This window comes from Stenotrophomonas sp. ZAC14D1_NAIMI4_1 (assembly GCF_003086775.1).
GTDB lineage: Bacteria > Pseudomonadota > Gammaproteobacteria > Xanthomonadales > Xanthomonadaceae > Stenotrophomonas.
The window spans coordinates 483,078-507,017 of record NZ_CP026001.1 but is presented as its reverse complement, the minus strand read 5'-3'; the positions used below and the strand labels follow the sequence as shown (position 1 = coordinate 507,017).

Annotated in this window: 21 protein-coding genes; 15 read left to right on the top strand and 6 right to left on the bottom strand. The window is 63.8% G+C overall.

Going from position 1 to position 23,940, the window contains the following annotated elements; genetic code table 11:
• The 11 genes from C1927_RS02275 (at position 1) to C1927_RS02235 (ending at position 10,486) form a co-directional block, all read left to right on the top strand.
• Positions 1–426, top strand: coding sequence for a DoxX family membrane protein (locus C1927_RS02275; RefSeq protein ID WP_079222172.1), 426 nt, complete (start codon positions 1–3; stop codon positions 424–426).
• A 119-nt stretch (positions 427–545) separates the two neighbouring features.
• Positions 546–2,393, top strand: coding sequence for an amidohydrolase (locus C1927_RS02270; protein ID WP_174208730.1), 1,848 nt, complete (start codon positions 546–548; stop codon positions 2,391–2,393).
• 52 nt (positions 2,394–2,445) lie between these two features.
• A complete protein-coding gene (locus C1927_RS02265; protein WP_108745826.1) occupies positions 2,446–4,095 on the top strand; it encodes an MFS transporter in 1,650 nt (549 codons plus the stop codon).
• Positions 4,092–4,718, top strand: coding sequence for a DUF2345 domain-containing protein (locus C1927_RS02260; protein WP_108745825.1), 627 nt, complete (start codon positions 4,092–4,094; stop codon positions 4,716–4,718). The genes C1927_RS02265 and C1927_RS02260 overlap by 4 nt, the downstream gene beginning before the upstream one ends.
• Positions 4,719–4,754: 36 nt before the next feature.
• On the top strand, positions 4,755–5,114 hold the full coding sequence (locus tag C1927_RS21285; protein ID WP_152027029.1) for a hypothetical protein: 360 nt from the start codon (positions 4,755–4,757) through the stop codon (positions 5,112–5,114).
• 88 nt (positions 5,115–5,202) lie between these two features.
• Positions 5,203–6,483 (top strand): hypothetical protein, encoded by a 1,281-nt coding sequence (locus C1927_RS02255; RefSeq protein ID WP_159095275.1) that lies wholly within the window; start codon positions 5,203–5,205, stop codon positions 6,481–6,483.
• Positions 6,480–7,322, top strand: coding sequence for a hypothetical protein (locus C1927_RS02250; RefSeq protein ID WP_159095274.1), 843 nt, complete (start codon positions 6,480–6,482; stop codon positions 7,320–7,322). The genes C1927_RS02255 and C1927_RS02250 overlap by 4 nt, the downstream gene beginning before the upstream one ends.
• Positions 7,323–7,372: 50 nt before the next feature.
• The gene (locus C1927_RS02245; RefSeq protein WP_079220434.1) at positions 7,373–8,212 is read left to right on the top strand and encodes a hypothetical protein; all 840 of its coding nucleotides are present in this window, start codon (positions 7,373–7,375) and stop codon (positions 8,210–8,212) included.
• Between the two features lie 61 nt (positions 8,213–8,273).
• The gene (locus tag C1927_RS02240; RefSeq protein ID WP_108745822.1) at positions 8,274–9,317 is read left to right on the top strand and encodes a PoNe immunity protein domain-containing protein; all 1,044 of its coding nucleotides are present in this window, start codon (positions 8,274–8,276) and stop codon (positions 9,315–9,317) included.
• 297 nt (positions 9,318–9,614) lie between these two features.
• Entirely contained in the window at positions 9,615–9,758 is a 144-nt protein-coding gene (locus C1927_RS21585) for a hypothetical protein (protein WP_216821169.1), read from the top strand.
• Between the two features lie 89 nt (positions 9,759–9,847).
• The gene (locus tag C1927_RS02235; protein WP_216821168.1) at positions 9,848–10,486 is read left to right on the top strand and encodes a PoNe immunity protein domain-containing protein; all 639 of its coding nucleotides are present in this window, start codon (positions 9,848–9,850) and stop codon (positions 10,484–10,486) included.
• A gap of 98 nt (positions 10,487–10,584) precedes the next feature.
• Here C1927_RS02235 and C1927_RS02230 read toward each other — a convergent pair whose 3' ends face one another.
• Positions 10,585–11,727 (bottom strand): YncE family protein, encoded by a 1,143-nt coding sequence (locus C1927_RS02230; RefSeq protein ID WP_108745821.1) that lies wholly within the window; start codon positions 11,725–11,727, stop codon positions 10,585–10,587.
• Between the two features lie 316 nt (positions 11,728–12,043).
• Here C1927_RS02230 and C1927_RS02225 point away from each other — a divergent pair, with 316 nt between their 5' ends.
• Complete coding sequence (locus tag C1927_RS02225) at positions 12,044–13,177, top strand: hypothetical protein (RefSeq protein ID WP_159095273.1); 1,134 nt, start codon at positions 12,044–12,046, stop codon at positions 13,175–13,177.
• Positions 13,178–13,669: 492 nt separating this feature from the next.
• Complete coding sequence (locus C1927_RS02215; RefSeq protein ID WP_174208664.1) at positions 13,670–14,317, top strand: HEPN domain-containing protein; 648 nt, start codon at positions 13,670–13,672, stop codon at positions 14,315–14,317.
• Between the two features lie 78 nt (positions 14,318–14,395).
• On the opposite strand, the gene C1927_RS02210 is transcribed toward C1927_RS02215, so the two are convergent.
• From C1927_RS02210 to C1927_RS02190, 5 genes are all read right to left on the bottom strand, one after another.
• A complete protein-coding gene (locus C1927_RS02210; protein WP_216821167.1) occupies positions 14,396–15,022 on the bottom strand; it encodes an EcsC family protein in 627 nt (208 codons plus the stop codon).
• A 195-nt stretch (positions 15,023–15,217) separates the two neighbouring features.
• On the bottom strand, positions 15,218–16,216 hold the full coding sequence (locus tag C1927_RS02205; RefSeq protein ID WP_108745816.1) for a WYL domain-containing protein: 999 nt from the start codon (positions 16,214–16,216) through the stop codon (positions 15,218–15,220).
• Between the two features lie 748 nt (positions 16,217–16,964).
• Positions 16,965–19,589: a DEAD/DEAH box helicase gene (locus C1927_RS02200; RefSeq protein ID WP_159095272.1), complete on the bottom strand. Its 2,625-nt coding sequence runs from the start codon at positions 19,587–19,589 to the stop codon at positions 16,965–16,967.
• Complete coding sequence (locus C1927_RS02195) at positions 19,586–21,619, bottom strand: hypothetical protein (RefSeq protein ID WP_108745814.1); 2,034 nt, start codon at positions 21,617–21,619, stop codon at positions 19,586–19,588. Before C1927_RS02195 ends, C1927_RS02200 begins: the two co-directional genes overlap by 4 nt.
• Positions 21,616–22,926, bottom strand: a complete 1,311-nt coding sequence (locus C1927_RS02190) for a hypothetical protein (RefSeq protein WP_108745813.1) — start codon at positions 22,924–22,926, stop codon at positions 21,616–21,618. The genes C1927_RS02195 and C1927_RS02190 overlap by 4 nt, the downstream gene beginning before the upstream one ends.
• A gap of 303 nt (positions 22,927–23,229) precedes the next feature.
• Here C1927_RS02190 and C1927_RS02185 point away from each other — a divergent pair, with 303 nt between their 5' ends.
• Together C1927_RS02185 and C1927_RS02180 are read left to right on the top strand one after the other, a co-directional pair.
• Positions 23,230–23,643, top strand: a complete 414-nt coding sequence (locus C1927_RS02185) for an energy transducer TonB (RefSeq protein WP_108745812.1) — start codon at positions 23,230–23,232, stop codon at positions 23,641–23,643.
• Positions 23,644–23,684: 41 nt separating this feature from the next.
• Positions 23,685–23,900 carry a hypothetical protein gene (locus C1927_RS02180; RefSeq protein WP_174208663.1) on the top strand — a complete coding sequence of 72 codons (216 nt, stop codon included), beginning with the start codon at positions 23,685–23,687 and terminating at the stop codon, positions 23,898–23,900.
• Positions 23,901–23,940: the final 40 nt, after the last annotated feature.

Here is a 23,940-nt window from a genome sequence, read left to right as displayed (position 1 = left end):
ATGGACAGCGGGCACGGCCTGGACCTTGCCCTGCTGATCCTGCGCGTGGCAGCGGGAGGTTTCCTGCTGCCACATGCGCTGGGCAAATTGTTCGGCTGGTTCGGTGGCCCTGGCCTGGCCGGGTTTGCCGGCGAGCTGCGTGGCTTCGGCCTGCCAGCGGTGGCCCCGCTGCCGCTGTTGCTGGCGTTGCTGCAGGTCGCGTCCGGGCTGGCTGTGCTGCTGGGCTGGCAGACCCGTGGTGCGGCGCTGCTCGCGGCCGCGTTCATTGCCTTCACCGCGCTGCTGGCCCTGCCCAAGGGCTGGTTCTGGATGCGCGGCGGCACCGAATACCCGTTGATGTGGACGCTGGCACTGCTGGCGATCGCCCTGGCCGGTCCGGGCGCCTGGGCGCTCGATGGCCTGGCGCGTGCTGGAGACATTGCATGAGTTCTTCCCCCCTCGACCCGGGCCGACGCAACGTCGTGCTGGCCAGCGGCGCCGCGATGGCGCTGGGGCTGGCCGGCGGTGCCGCTGCGGCCATCGATTCCACACCGAAGGAGCGTCGCATGAGCACGCTGGTCATCAGAAACGCCCGCATCACCACTCTGGACCCGCAGCAGCCGCATGCGCAGGCGCTGGCCGTGCAGAACGGCCGCATTGCCGCTGTCGGCAGCGACGAGCAGATCATGCGCGAGTGGGGCAACGAGGCCACCATCCTCGACGCGCAGGGCCGCCGCATTGTGCCGGGCCTCAATGACAGCCACACCCACCTGATCCGCGGTGGCCTGAACTACAACCTGGAGCTGCGCTGGGACGGCCTGCGCTCGCTGGCCGATGCCATGGCCATGCTGAAGGCCCAGGTCGACCGCACCCCGGCGCCGCAATGGGTGCGCGTGGTCGGTGGTTTCACTGCCGCGCAGTTCAACGAGAAGCGCCTGCCGACGCTGCAGGAGCTCAACGACATCGCACCGGATACGCCGGTGTTCCTGCTGCACCTGTATGACCGCGCGCTGCTCAACCGCGCGGCGCTGCGTGCCTGTGGTTACACCAAGGAAACACCGGACCCGCCGGGTGGCCAGATCGTGCGCGACTCGCTGGGCAACCCGACCGGCCTGCTGCTGGCCAAGCCCAACGCGCTCATCCTGTACGCGACGCTGGCCAAGGGCCCACGCCTGCCGATCGAGTACCAGTCCAATTCCACCCGCCACTTCATGCGCGAGTTGAACCGGCTGGGCATCACCTCGGTGATCGATGCCGGCGGCGGCTTCCAGAATTACCCCGAGGACTACCAGGTCATCGAGCAGCTGCACCGCGATGACCAACTGACCGTGCGCATCGCCTACAACCTGTTCACCCAGAACAAGGGCAACGAGGTCAACGATTTCCGCGGATGGAGCGAAATCCTGCAGCCGCGCCAGGGCGATGATCTGCTGCGCCACAACGGCGCAGGCGAAATGCTGGTGTTTTCGGCGGCCGACTTCGAGCTTTTCAGCGAGCCACGCCCCGAACTGCCGCCGGAGCTGGAGCCCGAACTGCACGATGTGGTCAAGCTGCTGGTGGAGAAGCGCTGGCCGTTCCGCATCCACGCGACCTATGACGAGAGCATCACCCGCATCCTGGATGTGTATGAGCAGGTGAACCGCGAGGTGCCGTTCGATGGCCTGCACTGGTTCATCGACCACGCCGAAACCATCACCCCGCGCAACATCGAGCGCATCCGTGCGCTGGGCGGCGGCATCGCCGTGCAGCACCGCATGGCCTACCAGGGCGAGGCGTTCGTCGAGCGCTATGGCGTGCAGGCCGCGCGGCACACACCGCCGGTCAAGCGCATGCTGGCCGAAGGCGTGCCGGTGGGTGCCGGTACCGATGCGACCCGCGTGGCCAGCTACAACCCGTGGGTGGCGCTGTCGTGGCTGGTGACCGGGCGTACCGTCGGTGGACTGGCATTGTATGGCGACGAGAACCTGCTGGAGCGCGAACAGGCCCTGCGCCTGTGGACGCAGGGCAGCGCGTGGTTCTCCGGCGACGAAGCGGTGAAGGGCACGCTGAAGGAAGGTCAGCTGGCCGACTTCATCCTGCTGTCGGCCGATTTCTTCCGTGTCGATGATGCGCAGATCGCCGACATCACCAGCCTGCTGACCGTAGTCGGTGGCCGCATCGTGCATGCCGATGGTGACTACGCTGGCCTGGCCCCGCAGCTGCCGCCGGCGATGCCGGACTGGTCGCCGGTCAACAGGTTCGGTGGCTACCACGTCGGCGGCACCGCCACCGGCCTGGCTGCCGCCCACCGTCATCACCACGGCGTGGCCTGCAGCACCCACGGCGCCCACGGCCATGCCGCGCAGCACGCAACCCCTACCGATGACCTGACCGCGTTCTGGGGTGCGATGGGATGCTCATGTTTCGCGTTCTGAACCACGCCGGTGCCGCGGGCACGGTGGACGCATCGATCGTTGGAGCAAGGCCATGGTGAACGCAGTTCCGCCGCAGGCACCCGCACAGACTGCCGGTGCCTGGTCCCCGCTGAAGATCCGCATGTTCCGCGCACTGTGGCTGGCCATCCTGGCCAGCAACATCGGCACGTGGGTCAATGATGTTGCCGCCGCCTGGGTGATGGCCGAACGTACCGGTTCGCCGCTGATGGTGGCCCTGGTGCAGTCGGCCACCACGGTGCCGATCGTGCTGCTGGCGCTGGTTGCCGGCACGTTGGCCGACATCGTCGACCGCCGCAGGTACCTGTTGTTCACCCAGGGCTGGATGCTGCTGGTGGCGGCGGTGATGGCAGCGCTGACTGCCAGCGGCCACCTGAGCCCGAACCTGCTGGTGGTGCTGACCTTCTGCATGGGCTGCGGCGCGGCGATGGCGATGCCCGCACAGGCCGCCATCGTCTCCGAACTGGTGCCGCAACCGATGCTGGCCTCGGCGGTGGCGCTGAACTCGATCGGCATCAACATCGCCCGGTCGATCGGACCGGCCATCGGCGGCGTCATCGTGGCGCAGCTGGGCGCGGTCTGGGCATTCGGCTTCAATGCCATCACGTTCGCGGCGATGTTGTTCGTGGTGTGGGGCTGGAAGCGCGACCCGAAGGCTTCGAGCCTGCCGCCTGAAGGGTTCGGCGCGGGCCTGAAGGCCGGCCTGCGCTATGCCAGCCGTGCCGGGCGCCTGCAGGCAGTGCTGATCAAATCGGTTGGCTTCTTCTTCTTTGCTGCAGCGATGAACGCGATGCTGCCGGTGGTGGTCCGTGGCCAGATGCACGGCGGGGCAGGGCAGTACGGCATCCTGCTGGGCTGCATCGGCATTGGTGCAGTGGGCGGCGCGCTGCTGCTGCCCAAGCTGCGCGCGAAGCTCGATCGCGACCTGCTGGTGCTGTTGGCGACCCTGGCGCTGGCGGCAAGCCTGGTCGGCCTGGCGTTGACCCGCAGCTGGTACGTGCTGCCGCTGGTGATGCTGGCCAATGGCTTTGCCTGGATCACCGTGCTGTCCTCGCTGCAGATCGCTGCGCAGACTGCGGTTCCGGCGTGGGTGCGCGCGCGTGCATTGGCCCTTTACATCATGGTGTTCTCGGCCGGCATGGCCGCCGGTGGCCTGAGCTGGGGCGCGCTGGCGCAGCGCACCTCGCCGGAGCTTGCGCTGCTGGTGGCTGCTGCGGGTGCGGTGATCGGTGGCCTGCTGGTGTGGCGCGTGCGCATTGCCGGTACCGAGGAACTGAACCTGCGCCCGGCCGGGCACTGGCCCGCACCCGAGCTGTCGGTGCCGGTGTCGCATGACCGTGGACCGGTGCTGGTGACGGTGGAGTACCGCATCAATGCAACTGACCGCGCTGCCTTCCAGACACAGATGCGCGCGCTGGGTACGATCCGCCGCCGCGATGGTGCAGTGGTCTGGGGCGTGGTGGAGGACGTGGCGACGCCGGGCATCCATCTGGAGTATTTCGTGACTGCCTCGTGGCTGGAGCACCTGCGCCAGCACGAACGCATCACCGCCGATGACAAGGCGATCCAGGAATTGCTGCGCGGCCTGCATCGCGGTGAACGCGCGCCGGTGGTGCGGCACTTCGTGGGCGGGCATGACCCGCTGCCGGCAGCCGGCGTTCCGCACCACCACAGCGACATCTGACCGGCACGTGGCAGAGCCGGCCGCTGGCCGGCTGCCCGCGGTATGGATGGGCGCGAGCTGCCGGCCAGCGGCCGGCACTACCGAAGGAGCGGCGGCGCCATTGCGGCGCCGCCGCCACGCGTCACTTGCGTGCGAACGCCAGCAGGTCGGCGTTGAACTGGTCGGCGTGGGTGATGGTCAGGCCGTGCGGGGCGCCGGGCATCGACGTGCTGGCGCAGACCAAGGTAGTGCTGCAGGCCGGCAGCAGCGCGATCACGCTGGAAGGCGGGAACATCACGTTCAGCTGCCCGGGCGAGTTCAAGGTGAAGGCGGGTGAGCATCCGTTTTTGGGTGGGGCGTTCAATCACGCTGCCATCGTGGCGTTGCCGAGGCAGCTTGCGCCACGGTTGAAGTATCGCGGGAAGCTCCGTGTGGTGGATGCGCAGCAGCGGGCGCAGCCCAGCACGTACTACAAAATTGTCACCGCTGACGGTGAAGTGTTGGCTCAGGGCGTTACCGATGACAGCGGGCGCAGCATCACGGTGGGAACTGAATCCAACGATGCGCTTACGGCCTACATCGGCAATGGAGGCTGGACCATCGAGATATCGATTGATGGACAGGATGAAGCATGCGATTGCTGAGTCTCGACATAGGCGAAGGTCAAGGAGAAGCCACCCATGCATACACCTACTAATGCCTGCTCAGCAGGATCGACGCAGCTTCACTTCTCTTCCAGTTTCGGCGAACCGCTGGAGGGAGTGACGTATCGACTGAGAGACGGAAGAGGGGATACCTACGTTGGCAGCACCACAACAGATGGCCGGGGTGTCAGGCTGCATTCCCAGCACGACGGCGGCTCCATGGAGCAGGAAGGAACGTGGCTGCTGCCCGGCTCTGGCCATGTGCAGATCGATATACGCCGCGACGATGACACCTGGAAGCACATTGGAAGCTTCTTCCATCACGCTCACCAGCGCAGCAAGGTAGTGATCACGGCCAACGCAACCGCCTTCCCCTTCGAGGTGGAAATCGCATGACCTCAGCCAAGCGGAAGAAGAACTGATGCGGCGTCGAAACAAACCACCCGCCGCGGCTATCGTGGTCCGTGATCGGGACAACGTGGCCATGAACGTCTACCACGTTCCACTCAGGCACCATGTCGAGATCACTTTCACGATGAATGGCGGGGATGACGGGAAGGCTACTCAGCTGACCAAGGGACTGCCCTACGTCGTAGTACATGCGCGCCCGGAGGATCCCAGCCACTGGCGCGTACTGGCGCGCCCAAGGGGCGCTTCCGGGAAGACGTCCTCGCAGGGTAAAGCACATGTACTCCTCCAGGGTGCGGGGAAGTACAGGATCTACATCAATGAGCCCACAGAGCAGTTTCTTCCGCGGAGCACCTTTTCGATACAGCAGCATGCACTTGCCGATGGTCGGAACAGCGGTCGTGAAGTGCAGCCACTGGTCGAGCTGGATGTCGTCGAAGCAGCCGACCTGAGCCTGTCTGTCCGCACTACCCACCCCAATGGCCTGCTGCGCACTCGTGGCGTGGCAGCTGACTCCATCGCAGCGGACGGCCCCGTTCTACAGTTGACGAACCTTCAAGAGGCCAACAGGAAGGAGATCAAACCCTTGGATCTTGGGCGACACCTTATTTCCTTCCAGGCGTGGGCTGATGCCTCTCGCACCTATGGCAGTGAGCATCTTCTCATCGAGGCCAGCGACTATCGCGAACAGCTACGCATCATCTATGGCGAGAGCCTGACCACGAACAGCAGACCAGGCGCTGACTTGAATGATCGGATACTCGAGCATGGCGAGAAGCGTATTGAGTTCAACCACCAGTCAACTACCGGCGGACGCGGACGGTTCTCCTTCCGCGAAGACAACGGCCATGCCGGAAACCGCATGACTGCAGATGAGAGCCTGCGCAGGACACATCCAGCAACCATGGAGTTCCTCTTGAGGATGATGCATGACCTAGACATCTCGCACATTCGATCTACCGGCGCGTGGCGTCCGCACTTCGGTTCCGTTCTGCATCGCTATGCCTCTGCGCTGGACATTACAAAAGCAGAGGCAACGGTAGCCGACAACGACGGCCGCTTGTACCGAGTAGAGGTCCGCTTTCACCGCAACCTTGGCAAAGAGTGCAACCCTATTCCACCTAGAGGGGCGGAGTTAGATATCAACAGGCGTAGGCGTGAACTAAGTTTCAGAGTACATGCGTATATAGCGCAGGCCAAACAAAACGGTGTGCTGGGGTGGATCGGTGGGCCATGGCGGCTGACGAACGGCCAGCTCGACATCGCACAGCCACCCGGCCAAGAAGTGTTGGCATTCGCCACTGATGACACGCACGTGCATCACATTCACATCAGCCTTGGATACGTCGAATCATGAAACTGATGCTGCTTCTTTCCCTCGCATCTGCAAGCGCGATGCAAGCACCAGTTGACGATCTTCCAATAGCAACCGGGAAAGACTGCCCACCACCACCCGCTACGGTCCGCTTTCTTGAAAGCCGCCAGTATCAGTGCGAGCCCGAAGAAGGCGAGGATGCTTACAAGGACGTCACCCCTCCAGACGACAGCGCGCATTGGAGCTTGAACTTCGGGAGCATCGAACAGCCTCCCCGTGGGACCAGCAACTTCCGTTGGGCTGATGCTTGGCCTTTTCGATCCATCGTCATCATGAGTCTGCCGGCGCGCCAGAGCAGGGATGCGTACTACATTTTTGATCACAACGGCACCGTAATCGACTCCAGCAAGGAAGAAGCAATCGGCGAAAGAATGGCGGAGATGACCATCTCAGGGTTGCGCGTTTGGCCCACTGCCAATGTGTACTACCGGATGCCTACCGGCAAGAATGGCGACGCAGGAACGGACCGTGATCCCATGCAAAGGGTTAACGATCCGTCGTACTTTGCACTGATAGTCGATCAGGCCATGCTCTGCCCAATCCTCAGAGAGTCCGAGTTTGTGAACTGGCCGCGCGACCGGCGCTCTGGCGACAACACTGGGACGTACATCAATGGCCACTGCGGCGATGCGGAAAGCCGCTCTTTCAGCTTCCCAGGGATCGAGCATGACCCGGAGACGTATTACATGTATCCGGGATTTCCAATCAGCAAGCTCGAGCTTTTTTGGACCTTCCAACGCCATGACGAGCCAGAACGTCCGGTACGGGACCGAAAAGGAAGGTGCGTTGCGCTGTGCGGTAGCGATGAGTCGAATCGCTAGAACGCACTCAAGGTTTGTGTGCCATTGAACTGCAGGAATCGACATCACCCATGAAGTACACCCTGTTCTCCTTGTTACTCCTGTCAACGGCGGCCTCTGACGCCCCTGCAGGGGAGTTGAAGAGCTCTCAGCGACGTATCGAGTGTCCCGGCACACCCGCCATCACCTTCGTCAATCGCGATGGGCAGATGCTGCATTGCGTGCGGGATGGAGATGACCCCTATCGACATATCCCCTTCCCGGACGACCGGTCGATCTGGCGACTACCTCTTGGTATGGATCATCCCATCGAGCCCGGCATGCTGAGCTACAGCCCTGCTGCGGAATGGCCATTCAGATCCATTGTCATCGCAGGCGATCCCACTGCCATGGGCCGCGAGCACTACTACCTGTTCAACCGTGCTGGCGTTATCACTCACTCCAGTGACGCCGCTGCGGTAGGTGAGCAGATGATGGAAATTCGACTCGATCAGGCGCGGCTATGGCCTTGGGCTTCGGTCTACTACCGAACTCCACGTACGAAGGCGCTGCGAAGATCGCGATCGTTCAATGCCGTGGCGCGCATCGATCAGACATCACGCTACTCCCTCGTCGTAGATGGAGGCGTGCTCTGTCCGGTGCTGCATAGCCGCCTGTATTCAGACTGGGAGAATCCGCGAACTCCGCCGTCCTTGGAGGCAGCCTACCTCTACGGTCACTGTGCAAGCGCGTTCCGTGCAGATTCCCAGCTTGCGCCGGACGCGCAGGGAACCTGGCTCGCCTATCCGGGGTCTTCGGCCGATGGCCTCAACATGATCTGGAGCGTGCAGCGCCATGACTCGGCTGTACGACCGATCATGGGCCGAAACGGAACGTGTCTGGCGCAGTGCGATGCCGACAAGGGCGAATAGCGCTCATGAACATGATCCTGCTCCCGCCTTTTTGTAGCTTGGTACTTGAGTGGCTCGGACCATGAACCTGCCCATGCCCGACTGGAAGGGATGGACTCGTTGGAAGATTTCCGAGACCGCGTTTGACGCCCGACGCGAGCCGTATCTGCGCCATGAAATGTACGCCACGCGCTTTTATGACCACCTTGGTGGCATCGCGATGGTAACTATGGATCTGCCGAAGTACGCAGATCGGGCACGCAGGGGGGGAATGATGATGTCCACCCAGCAACGTCTGTGGAGTACGTTTGGCTGGATGAGTCTTCAGTACTCCGCCGGTGCTCCCGTCCAGCAATTGGCCGACGTCTGGCCATATGCACTGGAGTGGGCTGAAGAATATGGCCGTATTCACACGGCTTATCATGATTCGCAGGAGAACACCTCCGGCAGAATCATTCCGCACGCTCCACTGGTCTCCCCCAGCTACTGGATCGTCGCGTTGCGCTTGGTCTGTTTCGGCCTGCTGACCGGTAACGCGGAGAAGATGCCACGCGTGATGGCATTCCTGGACTACGTCAACGCCGAGCTGGGCATTCACGACGGTCTGCTGGAGCGACTGGTGGCCCAGTGGGCACCCGGTCGGCCTATCCCAGACAAAGCCACCCGCCATTTGCCGTACCGGCGTCTGTTCAGGGTGTTTTCCGCCGAGCCTGCGCAGCGGCCCGCGCTGATGGTCGACTATCTGGACAAGTGGTACCACCACAGCCGCCGCGAGCCTTACATCGACCAGCACGAAGGCAGTGGCGTCACGTTCTACGGTTACTGGTCCTGGGAGGCTGCGGCCACCACAGTGGTTCTGGGCATTGACGACGCCAGCTACCGCGACATGCCGTTCTACCCGAAGGATCTGGTCGACTTCGCGCGGGAGTGCGCAGCACCGCAGCCGCAACGACCTTCGCGGGTGCCCGCGGGGCAACTCTGCCCGCAAACGGGATGGTGGTACAGCCCCGCCCAAGGCATGAGGCGCTTGTTCGAGGAAGGTGATGTGCTTCCCGACGTCAACGGCGACTGGGGTGACACCTTCTGGATCTGGGCCGCAGATCAGACGCCCCCGACGCTAGGCTGAATCACCGCAACAAGCATCGCTACTTAAAGCATCGCTGGCGTTCGCGATCCAGGCATAGGGAGATAGCGCCTCCATGTTCGGCGCCGAATCAGTAATGGATGACTAGGGCGGGCCGTCCAATGCATTGGTCCAATGTCCCTACGACCGCAGCGTCATCACCGTGGGGGGGCCGAATCACAATCTGCACGACAAGGCGCGCGGGTCCGCTGCTGGCCGGTGTGGCAAAGGCGCAGCCAGCCACCAGATCGCTACTGAATTCATCCTGCCCAACTCGCTGTTGTGGAAATGAGAACGCTCATGACCCTGCCCATGCCCGACTGGAAGCACTGGAACCACTGGAAGATCTCCGAGACCGCGTTCGACGCGCGGCGTGAGCCGTATCTGCGCCACGAAATGTACGCATCCCGTTTTGCTGACAAGCTGGGGGGATTGCGATGGTGACCACGGATCTACCCAAGTACGCAGATCGGGCGCGCAAGGGGGGAATGATGATGTCTACGCAGCAACGTCTGTGGAGCACGCTTGATTGGATGAGTCTGCAATACTCGGCCGGTGCGCCCGTCCAGCAGCTGGCTGATATCTGGCCGTATGCCTTGGAATGGGCCGAAGAATACGGCCGCTTTGATGCAGCCTACGATGAGTCACCGGAGAATACCTCCGGGCGGCGCGTTCCGCATGTTGGACTGGTGGATGAGGAGTTCTGGATCGTCGCCCTGCGCTTGGTCTGTTTCGGCCTGCTGACTGGCAACGCCGAGAGGATGCCACGCGTGATGGCATTCCTGGACTACGTCAACGCCGAACTGGACATCCACGATGGTCTGCTGGAGCGACTGGTGGCCCAGTGGGCACCCGGTCGGCCTATCCCAGACAAAGCCACCCGCCATCTGCCGTACCGACGCCTGTTCAAGGTGTTTGCCGCCGAGCCTGCACAGCGGCCCGCGCTGATGGTCGACTATCTGGACAACTGGTACCACCACAGCCGCCGCGAGCCTTACATCGACCAGCACGAAGGCAGTGGTGTCATGTTCTACGACTACTGGTCATGGGAGGCTGCGGCCACCACAGTGGTTCTGGGCATTGACGACGCCAGCTACCGCGACATGCCGTTCTACCCCAAGGATCTGGTCGATTTCGCCCGGCAGTGCACACCGGCGCCAATAGCTGGATGACCGCCGATCGTCGGTACAGCTACGCCGCGTAAATACCGCCGGGCATGGCCCGGCGCTACCCATTCCGTCATCACCAGGCATGGCCTGGCGCTACCGCCTTACAGCTGGATGCGCGCCACGCTCTCTTCCGAGCCCTTGGCATCCTTCTCGCCGTTCTTGATGCTCACGAACAACACGTTGTTCTTCGCATCCAGCGCCAGGCTGTTCGGGTGCGTCGGCACCGCATAGCTGGCCACCTTCTTGTAGCTGGCGCTGTCATAGGCGGTCACCGTGCCGCCTTCGCGGTTGGTCACGTACAGGCGCTTGCGCGGTGCATCCAGCAGGATGCCCAGCGGGCCGGCATCGGTCGGCAGGCTGGCCAGTTCCTTGCCGGTGCTGCGGTCGAGCACCAGCACGCGCTGGCCCGGGTGCTTGCTGACGAAGCCCTCGCTGCTCTTGGTGACATAGTCGCGGATCATCGCCGAGCCCTGGTCGGTCACGAACAGGCGCTTGCCGTCCGGGTCCAGCGCGATGTTCATCGGCTGCTCGGCGGCGATCTTGTGCTGGGCCACCACCTTCTTCGAATCGGTGCCCACCACCACCAGGTCGGCCAGCAGGTTGCTGGTGTAGACGCGCTTGTTGGCGGCATCCAGCGCCAGGCCCGGCGCCTTCGCCTTGCCCAGGCCCGGGATGGTGTCGATCAGCTTCAGCGTGGTGGTGTCCACCACGAACAGCACGCTGCCCTCGCCGGAATGGCCGGTGACGTACAGGCGGTTGGCGGCGCTGTCGACCACCAGCTCGCGCAGGTCATGGGTGTAGCCGGCCTTGCCGTCCTTGCCCACCTTCTTTTCCATCAGCTGCACGGTGCCGATGGCCTTGTTCTGCGCGGTGTCGACCACGGTCACCGAGGTGTCCACGGTGTTGCCCACGTACAGGCGGTTGTGGGCGTCATCCAGCACCACGCCGAAACCCTTGCGCTCCAGCGGGATGCGGGCCTGCACGGCCAGCGTGGCGGGGTCCAGGCGCAGCACCTGGGACGGGCCGGCGTTGTCGCCGAAGCCACCGGACGAGGCCACGAACACCGCGTTCTGGGTGGGGCTGTAGGCCAGCTCGTACAGGCCCTGGGCGATGGCCTGGCGCTGCACGGCGGTGCTGGCGGCGGGCGCTGCGGTCGCGTTATCGGCAAATGCGGCCGGGGCGCCGACGCTGAGCGAGATGGCAACGGCCAGAGCGGCCGAGCGGAAAGCGGAATGACGGGTCATGCGAGCATCCTTGAAAGGGCACGGGAGGGTGTCCTGGCTCGCTGGGCCGTTCTGCGACGGCCCGCCCTGCAACTGTCTGCGCAGGGTGGGCTGGCTGGGTAGCGGGGGAATGGTAGCAGGTGGGGGGCGTGGAGGGGCGTGCCAGATGCCAGCGGGTGCCTGCGGCCTGCGCGGGTGAACCGTGGCGCACAGCCCGCGCCGCCCGCTGCAAACCCATCGCTAACAATTTGCCGGTGACGGTCGATCTTGTTCCTGAAGCTGCGCCCCTGCGCAGCTCGGCACAAAATCGCCCTCCTAACTCTTGAAAGAACGCGCCATGACGGATGAACCGCAATCTTCACCCAACCCCACCCCGAACTCCGATGCAGCACCCCGTCTCTGGACTCAACAGCTCGCTGAAGCATTTTCGTGGGCCGAGAAGCATCCAGTGAAGCTCACCGCAGCGTCCATTGCCCTGCCCAGCGTCAGCCTGTCTTGCTACCTTCAATCCGAGCACATTCCACTCAGCGTTCTCTCATCTGATGTCATTTCAGGTTTGCCGTCGCTGCTGGTCATGATCTGCGTGATCACTCTGGCGCTGTTTGCTTTTGCACTCATGCCACTCATGGTGATGTTCGAGGAAGCACAGACTGCAAGCGATGGCAGCTTAAATGTGCTGAAGCTCTCGGAGAATATGGTCGCCAACATCGCCAAGTGGATCCTGAGGCTCATGCTCCCTGGAGCGATACTTGCGATCTCAGTCATGCTACTGGCGGCCCATCCTGGCAACGACAAATGGGGTATTCCGCTTGCCATTATCCTGGCAGGCGGCGTGTTCACTGTCTTCGCCTTCTGGCCGGACCCCGACCGCAAGATTCGCCATTGGGTTGAGCGAACCTGGTCTTCCATTGCCTCAAACCTGATTCAGATGATGCTGGCGCTGTTCGTCATGAAGGGCGTGCTGGAACGGTCGACCCACATCGAGAGCGCCTTTTGGATCTTTCTGTTGCTGCTGTTCTCAATGGGAGTGATGGCGCTGGTACAAGTTCTGTTGCTCCGGCTGATCGAAGCAGGCAGCAAGGACGGTAAAATTGTCGAAAGAGCCTTCCGAGCAAGTCTGATCATAATTGCCGTCGTCTGTATCTTCCCCCCAACCGGAGGCTGGCTGGCCGGGCGGGTAGTTTCCAACAGCGCGTCAGGCGGTATGAATTGCCTGCGCCTGGTGATCACTGGCGACAAGTCAGATTTCGGCAGCTTCATTGATCCTGGTGACAAGTCCCAGCAGATCACGAAGGAGCTGAGGATGCGCGCGGCGACCTCCTCGCGGTACTACGTTCGGCTGAAGGGCGAATCGAATGGCATTGGAACGATTCCAAGCGACCGGGTTTCGAAGTTCGTCGAGTGCGCTCCGAAGAGTACAGCGGCTAAAGCGTCCCCTGCCGCAGCTGCGCCGGGAGCGCCACAAAGCTGACCTTCAACCAGAATCACGCGACGCAGCCTGTCGCAGCGCTCCGCACAATGAACACCGACGGATCGACACGGGGCACGGATGCCCCAGCTACCCACCCACGAAGGGAATTCCATGTTCAAGATCATTGGTGCAACGGTGGTTTACGGCTTCGCCCTGTATGGGCTGGGCCGCTGGCTGGTGGAACAGCAGCACGTTGGCGTAGATGACTGAGGCCCGGCTGACCATGTGGGGCCGAGCACAGAAGTTGTCGTATCACTGCAAGGACTGCGGCTGGAAGCGCGTCACGCCGCCCACCGGCGATGTCCGCATCGAGGGGCTTACCTGGTTCCGCAGCTGCCCCGAGTGCCGTTCGACCGCACTGGAGTGCGGCAATGCATACGCGCTGGACACCCTCTGGCAGGGGCTGCCCGAGGCATGGCGCAGGGCACGACGTCTGGAGTAGTTCCCCTGCCACGATCGCTCCGCATAATGGCGGCGATAACAGGGGGAAACATGGATTCGACTACTCTGAAGGAAGCGCATCGCCTTGTCCGCGATGCGCAGACGGATTCCACGCGCGTGCGGCTGCACCGCGCCATCAGTTGGCTCAACCGCGCCGAACAGGAAGACCAGGATACGGATGCCCGTTTCCTGTTTCTGTGGATTGCGCTCAACGCAGCCTATGCTCAGGAATTCGGCTTCGAGAACGCCGAGCGCGAACAGCTGCGCAGGTTCTTCGAGGCACTGCTGGCACATGACCGGCAAGGCAGCCTGCAGGACATCCTGTTCAAGCAGTTTCCCGGGCCCATCCGCACGCTTATTGGAAACCGCTTCGTATACGCACGCTTCTGGAAGGCGCTGCGCGAGCACGACAGCAGCAACCACTGGGCGGAGCGCTTCGCCACGGACCAGCGCTCAGCGCTGCAGGCCGTCGTTGAACGGCGCACCGAGGTCGTGCTCTCCATCGTGCTGGACCGCCTGTATGTGCTGCGCAACCAGCTGGTACACGGCGGGGCCACCTGGGACAGCCAGGCCAACCGCGCACAGCTGCGCGACGGTGCTGCCATCCTGGGCCAACTGGTGCCGGCCATCCTGCAGTTGATGCTGCAGGATGGCGCGCCGGAGCTGGGCGAGGTGGCCTACCCGATGCTGCCGGGGTAAGCCTGGCCCATCGCACAAGGAAGGTGCCGGCAGATTCGGCCGGCACGTTTCCTGGTGCCTTCCCGCATGGAAGGCAGGTCAGATCACAGGTGCAGGCGTGGTCGACTCATCGCCGGTAATGAACACGCTTACCGCCGCGTTGCCGACGATGTTCGTGGTGGCCGCATCGACGGCACCACCGATGACACCGCCGAGGATCGGGACCATCTTGCTCAGGTTCACCACACCGGTGGTGCCGGCCTTGGTGAGAAGCCGGAAACCGACGGCCTTGTTGATGCGCAGGATCGTCGCACCCGTGATGCGATTAATGCTGGCCTGGGCAAGCTTCTTGCCGAACTGGATCCCGACGTCCTTCAGCACTTCCTTGGCGGCATTGCCGGTCAGGCAGGCATAGACCATCGCCTTGACCTTGTCGTCGCGGACATTGCAACCGGCCATGTGCGCGATCGCGGCGATCATGCGGATCTGGATGAAGTAGACGCTGGCCAGGTTGGCCGGAATGGTCACCGGCATGACCAACAGGCCACCCAGGCCGGTAACGAAACCGGACGTCGCTGCCTTGGTGTTCTGCCAACGCACCAGGGAGTTCGCCTTGTCCTCGAGCGAACCCGGCTCACGCATGTAGGAGTCGGCCATTTCAATGGCGGAATCGATGCCCGGCAAGCCGTTCATCGCCTTGTCGTAGGCGTAGTCCAGCGCCTGCATGATCTTGCTTTCGGTCAGTTCTTTTGCCACGGATAGTCCTTCAAGGGCGGAGTAATGCTGCCTGCGGAGGCAGGATGGCGGGTCCATCTGCCTGGAATGCGTAGCACGCACATCGGGCCGCCATTGGCCCGACACACACGTGCACGTGACCACATCGGCAGATGGATATGGAACTTGAGTGGAAATGCTTGTGCATCAACTGTATCGATGGGCTGCTGCGTTCAACTGCCCTGCAATCTCGGCGCGCAATGCTGCCGGCTCCAGGACTTCAACCCGGCTGCCGAACCCCAGAAGCCACCAGCGCAACGTCTGGTCATCCTCAACCGTCGCTGTGAGCTCGACATCTGCGCCGCCCTCGTCGCCGGTAATCTGCTGGTCGGCCGACAACGGCGTATCCCGCAGATGCGCCGCGGCTTCGGCGGCAAAACGGGCCTTCAGCTTCAGCGGACCGGCGGGCCGGTACTTGGGGCCCTCGTGCGCCACATAGTCCTGCAGATTGAATCCATCCGGCCGCTGGCAGTTTTCCGCCGTCACGGACAGGTCACTGAGGCGGTGCAACGCAAGCTTGCGGATGTCGCCGTAGTCGCGAAGGGTACAGATCAGGTACTGCGCCGCACCGCGCATGACCAGGCCCAACGGATGGATCTTCATCCGCTTGGCCTCGCCTGCCGCCCGAGACTGGTACGCACCTTCCAGGCATCGCCCCAGCCCGAGCGCGGAGTGCACGGCTTCCAGCACTGCCGGTTCAACCAGCGGCGCAATCAACGGCATGCCCGACGGCATGATGGCCGTGCGCCGGTGCCAGTCGTGCCAACCGCTCGAGGTCAGCGCGCGCTCCGCCATGTCAAACAACGGCCAGAGATCGGCCATGGCCAACCTGGGCAGGAGGTTGCGCAGGTGCATCCGTGCCGACAACAGGGTGACCGCCTGTGAGTTCGTCAAGCGTGCACCAAAGGCAAAGTTGGCATCACGTGCCCAGCTCCACCCGTAAGGGCGGCTTGATTCGTCCGATGCCAGCGGAAAGCGTTCGGAGAGCTCCTTCAGATCGCGCTCGATGGTGCGGTTGGTGGTAGTGAATCCCTCCACCGCCAACCGCTCCCTCAACTCGCGCACCGTGATCTTCCACGGTGCAGGCCGGATCATCCGCAGCATCTCCCACTGCCGCGCAAGCGCGTCATGGGTTGCCGCGCTCATCCTGCACGCAGCCGCGTGTAATCGCCCATCACCTGCGGCACTGGCACGTTCCGTTTACTGTGGCTGCTCATGTTTTCCCCTGTTCCTGGTTCGCTGCCCCTACTTGTCCGGGTGGCGGCGTGTGTCTGAAAGATCATCCCCGGCGCGCGCAGTCGCGGCGCAGCGCTGGCAAGTGCATCGTGCTGCTGGCGGGGCGGGTGGTTACTGAGGGACTGGACCCACGCAGGCACGTGCAGATCCGGGGTAATGGCGTGATGGGCACAACATCCTCGTCGTCTTCTCCTGCGTCCATGCATCGGTCAAAGCTTGCGAACTGCGTCACAGTTTGGCGCTGCCGAAGCGGAGTATAGGCATAGACCGCTCGGTGTAAACAGGTCGCTTGCAATCCCGACAGACGCCGTCGCCCATCAAGCCCTCAGCGCATTCGATGGAACAGCGTCAGCCATCCCGCCAACGCCAGAAGGGCGACGGCCCGGAACACGGTGCGTTGAATGAAATTCATGCCGAACGGGCTCGGTATGGAAGATGGAATCCATACTCCCCAACGATGCGACATCCTGTGTCGCGTCAAATTCCAGTCACCACCATCCCCGTGTCATGAGGCACAAGTCTAGCGATCGGACATCCGCGCGTATCTGCAATCAGTTTGATATTTGCAGGCAACGTTCGCCGTCCTCGCCGCCGATTGCAGGCAACACCCACGCTACGGGCATCCAGCACTCCTGCAGAGTCCTGGATGCCCGCACCCTCAGCCCACCGCCGTCGGCGAGAACCTCGGCGCAGCAAGCGCCACCCGCTCGGTCAGCGCCAGATACTCTGCATCTGCTTCCGCGGACCGGGGCAGGATGTCACCGTGCAACTGTGCACGCAGCTGGTCCCAGCGCTGCGCCAGTACACGCCAGTGGCCCTCGTCGTAGGTGCCTTCGAACACCACTTGGCGCACCTGGATTCTCGGCACATCCGCCTTGAACGTCGCATCGTCCACCGCAGCCTGCAGACGTTGCTGCCAGAGACTGCCAAGCCGGTCCACACGGCCAATCTGCTGCTCCACTACCGCCGGGTTCCATTCCAGATGCAGCAGAACCACAGTTCGGCAAGCTTCGTGCAGGTTCAGGCCTTCGCGGCCGACCATGGACTGGGCAACCAGGACGCGTGGGAAGGCATGGGGACGGTTGAAGGCAAGCTGCAGCAGCCGGCGGGTACCTGGTTCCATGCCGCCGTGTAGCTGGCGTGCGAAGCGCCCACCGGCATGCGAGTAGTCGCTGTCCAGCCGTGCCAGTACCGCCTCCCACTCATGTGACCGTTGCACACCAATGTGCACCTCGTTCTCCACGGCCGCGTCGTCGGCATCATCGGTCGCCGTGTCCAGGTTGGCCGCCGCCTGCACCAGGTCCATCAGACTGGCCGTTATCTCCGCCGGCGAACCCGACTCGGCGGCCTCGCCCAGGTGGTCGGACAGCGCACGCGCCACAATCGCCAACCCGCCCGTCGTCCCATCGTGGGCAGCCGACGCAGACTCCTGCAGCACGGCCAGCAGTTCACCATAGCGGGCACGCTGCCTGCCCTCCAGCTGCGCGATGCCGTCGCGCAGCTTCGCCAGCAGCCCATTGCGGAAACGCTGGCGGCTGTTCTCCAGCTCGCGGTAGCCGTCCCGCAGCGCCTCATCCAGGGCAACCAGATCCACCTCCTGCCCGTACAACTGCCTGTGCGCCACGCGCACCGCAGCCACTTCATCCTCGTGCACCGCGCGTTGCGGCCACGGATGACCCTGCTTCACCGCGCGCAGCATCGCGCGTGCATTGAGCAGCCGGGTCAGCGCCTGCATCGGGTCGCGATAGCGTGCGAACACCAGCACCTTTTCATCCGAGGCCGTGGACTCGATGAACGTGATCGCTTCGGTAATTGCAGGATGGCGATACAGCACGTCCTCGTCCGGGTGTTCAGAACGAATCACCCGCCCCATTGCCGCCTTCCACCAGCCGGCGCGCTGCGTGCGCTTGTCGTTGGCCGTATCACCCGCAGCGGCTGCTGCGTCGTCCTTCTGCTGATGCTCCGTATCCAGCGTCTCGTCGATCAAGCGTGCAATGCCGTGGCCGTTACCCATGGTCAAGCGCTGGCGCTTGCCGGCGCTGTCCTCGCTCATACGGCTGACGAACGAAAGTGCCTCCGCCGCACACACGGCCTGCCGCCAGCCCGTTGTCATCGACTGCAACCGCACCGGCAGCGTGTCCACATCACGATAGCCGTTGGTAGGCAGACCCGTCTGCGCCACGAACCGGCGCACGGCGTCGTCCTCGCGCTTGTCACGCCGCAGCAGATACGGGTCCAGCGCTTCCTTGTAGCGCGCGGCTGCGGCCACGTAGGCTGCTTCCACCTGCGGGTCTCGCGGCGATCGGCGCAGGTTTTCGACGCCCTTCACGTAAGCGTCGATCGTGGCCGGCAGCATTGCCTGGTCGACGTGGATGCGGCGCAGGCTCTGCTGCCACTGCCCAGCATCCAGCTCAACCGGCGTTGCGCTCATGGCAACACGCCGCGCGCCCGCACGCTCCACCAGCACATCGCTCAGCAGCGTGCTCAACAGGCTGTCGTCGCTGCGGCTTTTATGCGCCTCATCGATGATGACCAGATCGAACACACCCAGCCCCAGCCCGGTGACGCGGTCCAGTTGAGGGCGCAGCGAGCCGCGTGCGTGGTACTGCTCCGCCTCGGCCGAACGCTTCCAGACGGGAATCGACTCCCTGATGTTGTCGAACATTTTCCACGCCAGCGAACGCTTCGGCAGCTGCCCGATGTAGCCGGCAATGGAGGCGCCTGCCGCGTGGGTTTCCGCATCATCAAGCGTGTCAGTGACGTTGTAGCCGGAGGGCAGGCGTTCGCCCAGCACGTCGCGCTGGTACTGGGCCAGTACTTCGGGCAGAAGTGACCAGCGCCAATCAAGGAGCGGCCCCGATGCCCAGCGGTTGAAACCATGCGACAGCAGCACGATGGGCTCGTTGAACCATGGCTTGGACGGCGCATCCTGCGACCATGCCCGCAGGTACTGCGCATGCGTGCGCAGCAGTTCGGGCGTCTGCAACTTTGCCCGCAGCAACTCACGCTGCCATTGCCCACCCAGGCCTGGCGGCGCAACGATGGCCACCCGGCCACCGGCGCGCGTTACGCAGAGCGCCAATGCCACCGCAATGCGCGTCTTTCCCATGCCAACTTCGTCGGCCAGGATCACACCATTGCGCGATAGCCGCTCGCACAGCGCCAGCAGGCTGTCGCGCTGCCCTTGGTTCAACTGCAGACCAGCCTCTGCTTCCACCAGCGGGCTGCCGAGCAGCGCCCTGGCCTGCGCGGCCACCTCAGTCCAATCCAACGCCACCGTCATGCCACGCCCTCCACTGCTGCCAATCCTTGGGTTTTCCATGCCTTCTCCACGCGGTCCAGCATGGCCTCATAGCGCATACCCGGCTCCAGGGCGCCGTCCTCCGCAAATACGGGCCGAAACGGCACCGCACGCAGGGGCGACAGCGGGTTGATCCCCATCGCGACGAACGCGTTGACGGCCTCGCTTTCCTGGGCCTGGCACAAGGTCTGCTCCAGGCGCACGCACCACCGCGCCCAGTCGGTGGCCGCAATGTCCACCTGACGCGATGCAATGCGCTCCACCATGCCCATCATCTGCCGGATGGCTGCGCCCTGGGACACCGCCCGCTGGGCAGCACGCGTCTTTCCGGCAGGGCTACCCGGCGCAACCTCGTGATCCTCGGACTCTGGTACCTCGCCTTCCGGTTCGGGCACCCCTGGAAAGCACATCAGCTGCAGCTCTACATCGGCAAGCTCCATGGCGCCCAACGGTGTTGCCGCTACACGACCAAACGCATCGATCACCGGCACCCACGCTTCACGTCGCTCATCATCACTGTGCCAGCGCAGCCGCACCATGCGCGGCGCTGTACCGGGCCACGCATAGCCGCCCGCAAGGTGTTCACAGGCCTCGCCCGATTCATTCAGTACATCCACCGCGTCCGGCAACGGCTGCGTATCGTCCCCTTCCGCGGAGAGAGCCAGCATGCCCTCTTCCCGCCAATGGAGAAACGCCATCGGTGCCGCGTAGTTCTGGCTGGTCGGCGGCTGCCATGGCTCACCGGCTGAAAGGCCTGGCGCATCGGCGTCCAACAGCGGCCCACCCACCGGCAAGCGGTTGGACAACAGCGCTGGGTCCTTGGCGGAATCCCTGGCATCCCCCCGCCAATACAGATCGTCAGGGAACAGCACCATGCCGGCTTCCAGGTTGCCAGCCCTTGCCGACATCTTCTGCAGCATGCCGGCTTCGGTGAAGTTGCCCGAGCCCAGATAGAGCCAGGCGTTGTTGCAGGCACCGGTCCGCTGGCTCAGGTTGGCGGCGAAGATGAACTTCGCATGCAGCGTGCGCGCGCTTCTCTCGCCATACAGCGCAGCAGTCGGCACAGCGGCATGCACGGCAATCGCATGGTCCGGGTGCTGGCCCAGGTAGTCCACGGCAGCGGCGATGGACTGGCAGGCTGTCGGTTCCACGTACAGCTCGACCTCGCCGTGCTCCTTCAGAAGGTTGGCCTGCTTCAGCTTGCTCACGACCTTCGCCGGAACTACCGGCCGCGCATTGGCGTCACCCGATCCGTTGGCGCGGCCCTCGTAGAAGCCCGATCCCATCGCCAGGTAGCCGCTGGGCTTGCGCTGGCGTGCCACCACGGCGTCCAGGATCTCTTCAAGCAACGGGCGGGTGCGGCTGTCGATGAATCTCGGCAACAGCGCTTGCGGGTTATTGATCTTCTTTCCGCAGGCCCGCAGCCACGTATCCAGCTCCACGACAGCATCGCCGCCAGTGAGCGGTATGCCCGCATCCAGCAGGCGGGTGTCATACAGGGCACGCAGCGCCGCGAGGAACTGCGTTGCGGCCTTGATGTCCACACGTTCCTGCGCGCAGTCTGCCTGCCCAAGCGTTTCGCTGAACACCTGCAGGTCACAGGCCAGATCCAGACTGTCCTCCACGGTCTGCCGGGTCCAGTTGCCCGTGCTGACCACCAACCGAACGCACCAGCGGGCGGCATCCTGCTCGTGGCGGAAGCCAAGCAGGGCCACCTTGGCGTGCATCAGGCGGAATGGCGTCCGGCCCGGGTCTCGCAGCGGCAGATGCGCCAGGCCGGGAACCGACGTAGGCAGCAGCGCGGCCTGGTGCGGGTCCAGCATCAGCGCAAGGCGTACTTCGCCCATCTGCATGCGCTGCAGGCTGCCCTGCCCGGTGAAGCGGTCGGCCGCTTCGTTGAGAAAGCGGACGTCGGCGGAGAATCCACTGATCCAACCGAACGCACCCACGTAGCCCTGCGGCGGGCTGAAATGGGATGCAAGTGATTTGGGCGTGTACTGTCCGCTGCTCATGCGACAGCCTCCTCAGTGGTGTGGGCGGTCGCGTCCTGCGAGGCGTCCTCAAGGTCGCGCTGCAGTCGATAGAGATTGCGGATGCGGTAGGAAATGCCCGCAGGTATCGGCTCGTCAGCAGCCGCCGGTGCGTCTTCCGGATCGCCGTCATCCTCTGTGGCCACCGCTGCCGTCGGCGGCTGGCCGGTATAGGCCGCACCCGGACGTGCACAGCCATCCACCAACCGCAGCACCTGCTCATCACGCAGCAGAAGATGACGCAGCGCTTCGGCATCGGGGGATACGCACTCGGCGCAGAACCGGTTGGCCTCTGCGTCGTGATGCTCCAGCGCCAGGAATACCTTGGCGTGCTCGGCCAGCGCGGCCAGTGCGGCAAGCACCGGCTTCGGCAGCGGCTCCGACAGCGGCAGTGAGCGACCCTTGCGGCATTCCAGCACGCGTTCCACAGCGTCCAACACCTCAATAGCCGCATCGCGCGCAACCACCAGCTGCGCGCCGGCACGCAGATCATGCCAGTGCTGCGGGTCGAGTTCATTCGGGGGCATGGGCTGGTCCAGCGACTCAACGGTCGCGGGCTCACGGTGCAGGCGCGCAACCCAGTGCCAGGCCCGCTGGCGGCGTTCGCGCAGCTCCGGGCTGAGCGCAGTGCCCTGCAGCAAGGCATTCTTCAACCAGGCACGCGCAGGGGACCGCAGCGGCCGCAGCGGGTGCAGCGCTTCGATCAGTCCTGCACTGCCCCACTTCAGCTGCTTGCCCTCCACCCAGCTGCTGAGGTGCTGGAGCACCGTAGAGTTGCCGGCCTTCAGACCGCCGAGGCAGTTGGAGACAAACGTGTCGAGATTGTCATTGCACTCGAACGCGTTGAAGCGCGTGCTCTGGGTATCAACCAGGCCCAACGAGGGAAGCGCCTGCGCGGTGGACATGCGCATCGGCTGGGACACATGGAAGCTGCGCTTGCAGGCCACACGGTAGTCCGGCGATGAGCCGCCGCGAGGCAGCTTGTTGCGCCCACGCATGCGGATGCTCGATTCCCAGTTCGTGTCCTCGTAGCCGATGATGCAGGCAACGGCTTCGATCGCGTTGGCTACATCGATATGGGTGACCTGGACGTCCGGGTTCTCGACCCGCTTGGCCACCGCCATGCTCAGCGCGGCAAACAGTACCTGCTTGGCGTACTGAACCCCACCCAGGCCCGGAACCGCCAGTTCGTTGAACTGTCGAACGGAACGGCCCAGACCCAGTGTGCGTGTACGGCGGGCGCCGGGCAGCGTTTCCGGGGCCAGCAGGCCCCACTGACTTCCTGTCATGCAGGTTCCTTCAGATGTTGTGGTGGGTACAAAAGCGATGGAACGTCCCACACGCCATGCGTATGGGTGCAGCACATGATCGGCCTGTCATGGGAGAACTTGAGCGCATGTTCCGTTTGAGTTCGACCCGGTGGGATGGCGTGCTCGCTCGCTGCAGCGCGAGCGTACCGGGCATTGATCCCATATCCTGAGACTGGCTCTGGCTGGTACGTCCTCCCCCTCCCCCAGGGAGGATGACGATGCAGACATGCTGGAATCGGTGCCTCACCCTTCTCGCTCAGTTTCTTTCACTGGAAAGCTGCAATGGCACGTTGGCAACACACGCTGGCCCTGATGTTTGCCATGGGCATACCGGTTTCCACCGCTGTCGCGGACCCAAGCGTTTCCACCCACGTAATGATGGAAGCGGCCGACAATCCCGGCCGGTCGTCATTCCAGGTGCCCAAGGCGCTGTTTGCACCCCCACCGCGCATCCCACCAGACGTCCTCTCCCCCTCCCCTTCGGAGGTGGTGGTGTTTGCCGACGTAGCGAGCAATGGGGAGGTGCAGGGCGTCTCCATCGCCGTCTCCAGCCGCCTGCGGGATCTCGACCGCGCCGCGCTTGCGGCGGTCAGGCAATGGCGGTTCGAGCCCGCTCCGTCAGGTGGCCGGGCCATGCCTGTTCGGGTTCGCGTGAGCGTGGTCTTTGCCCGCAGCTCGCACCGTCCCAGCCGGTGAGACACCCCTACGTCATCCTCCCCTGCCCCAGGAGGATGACCATGACCAAGATCGACCCCGAATGGCTGGAAGAGTTTGACGAGGCCTTGCTGGGCCTGTTTGCCGTGGACCACAGCGATGCGGGCATGGATGAGTACCTGCTCAACTGCTACGCGGATCTGGAGCCGCGCGAGGCGGCGATGGCGTTTGGCAATGACTACGATCTGGCCCGCACGCCGTTGCTGTGGCCGATGCCGGGTTTGGCGATGCATAGTTGAGTGGTGTCGCAATCGGCACGTTTCGCGGTTTGGCGCTGCG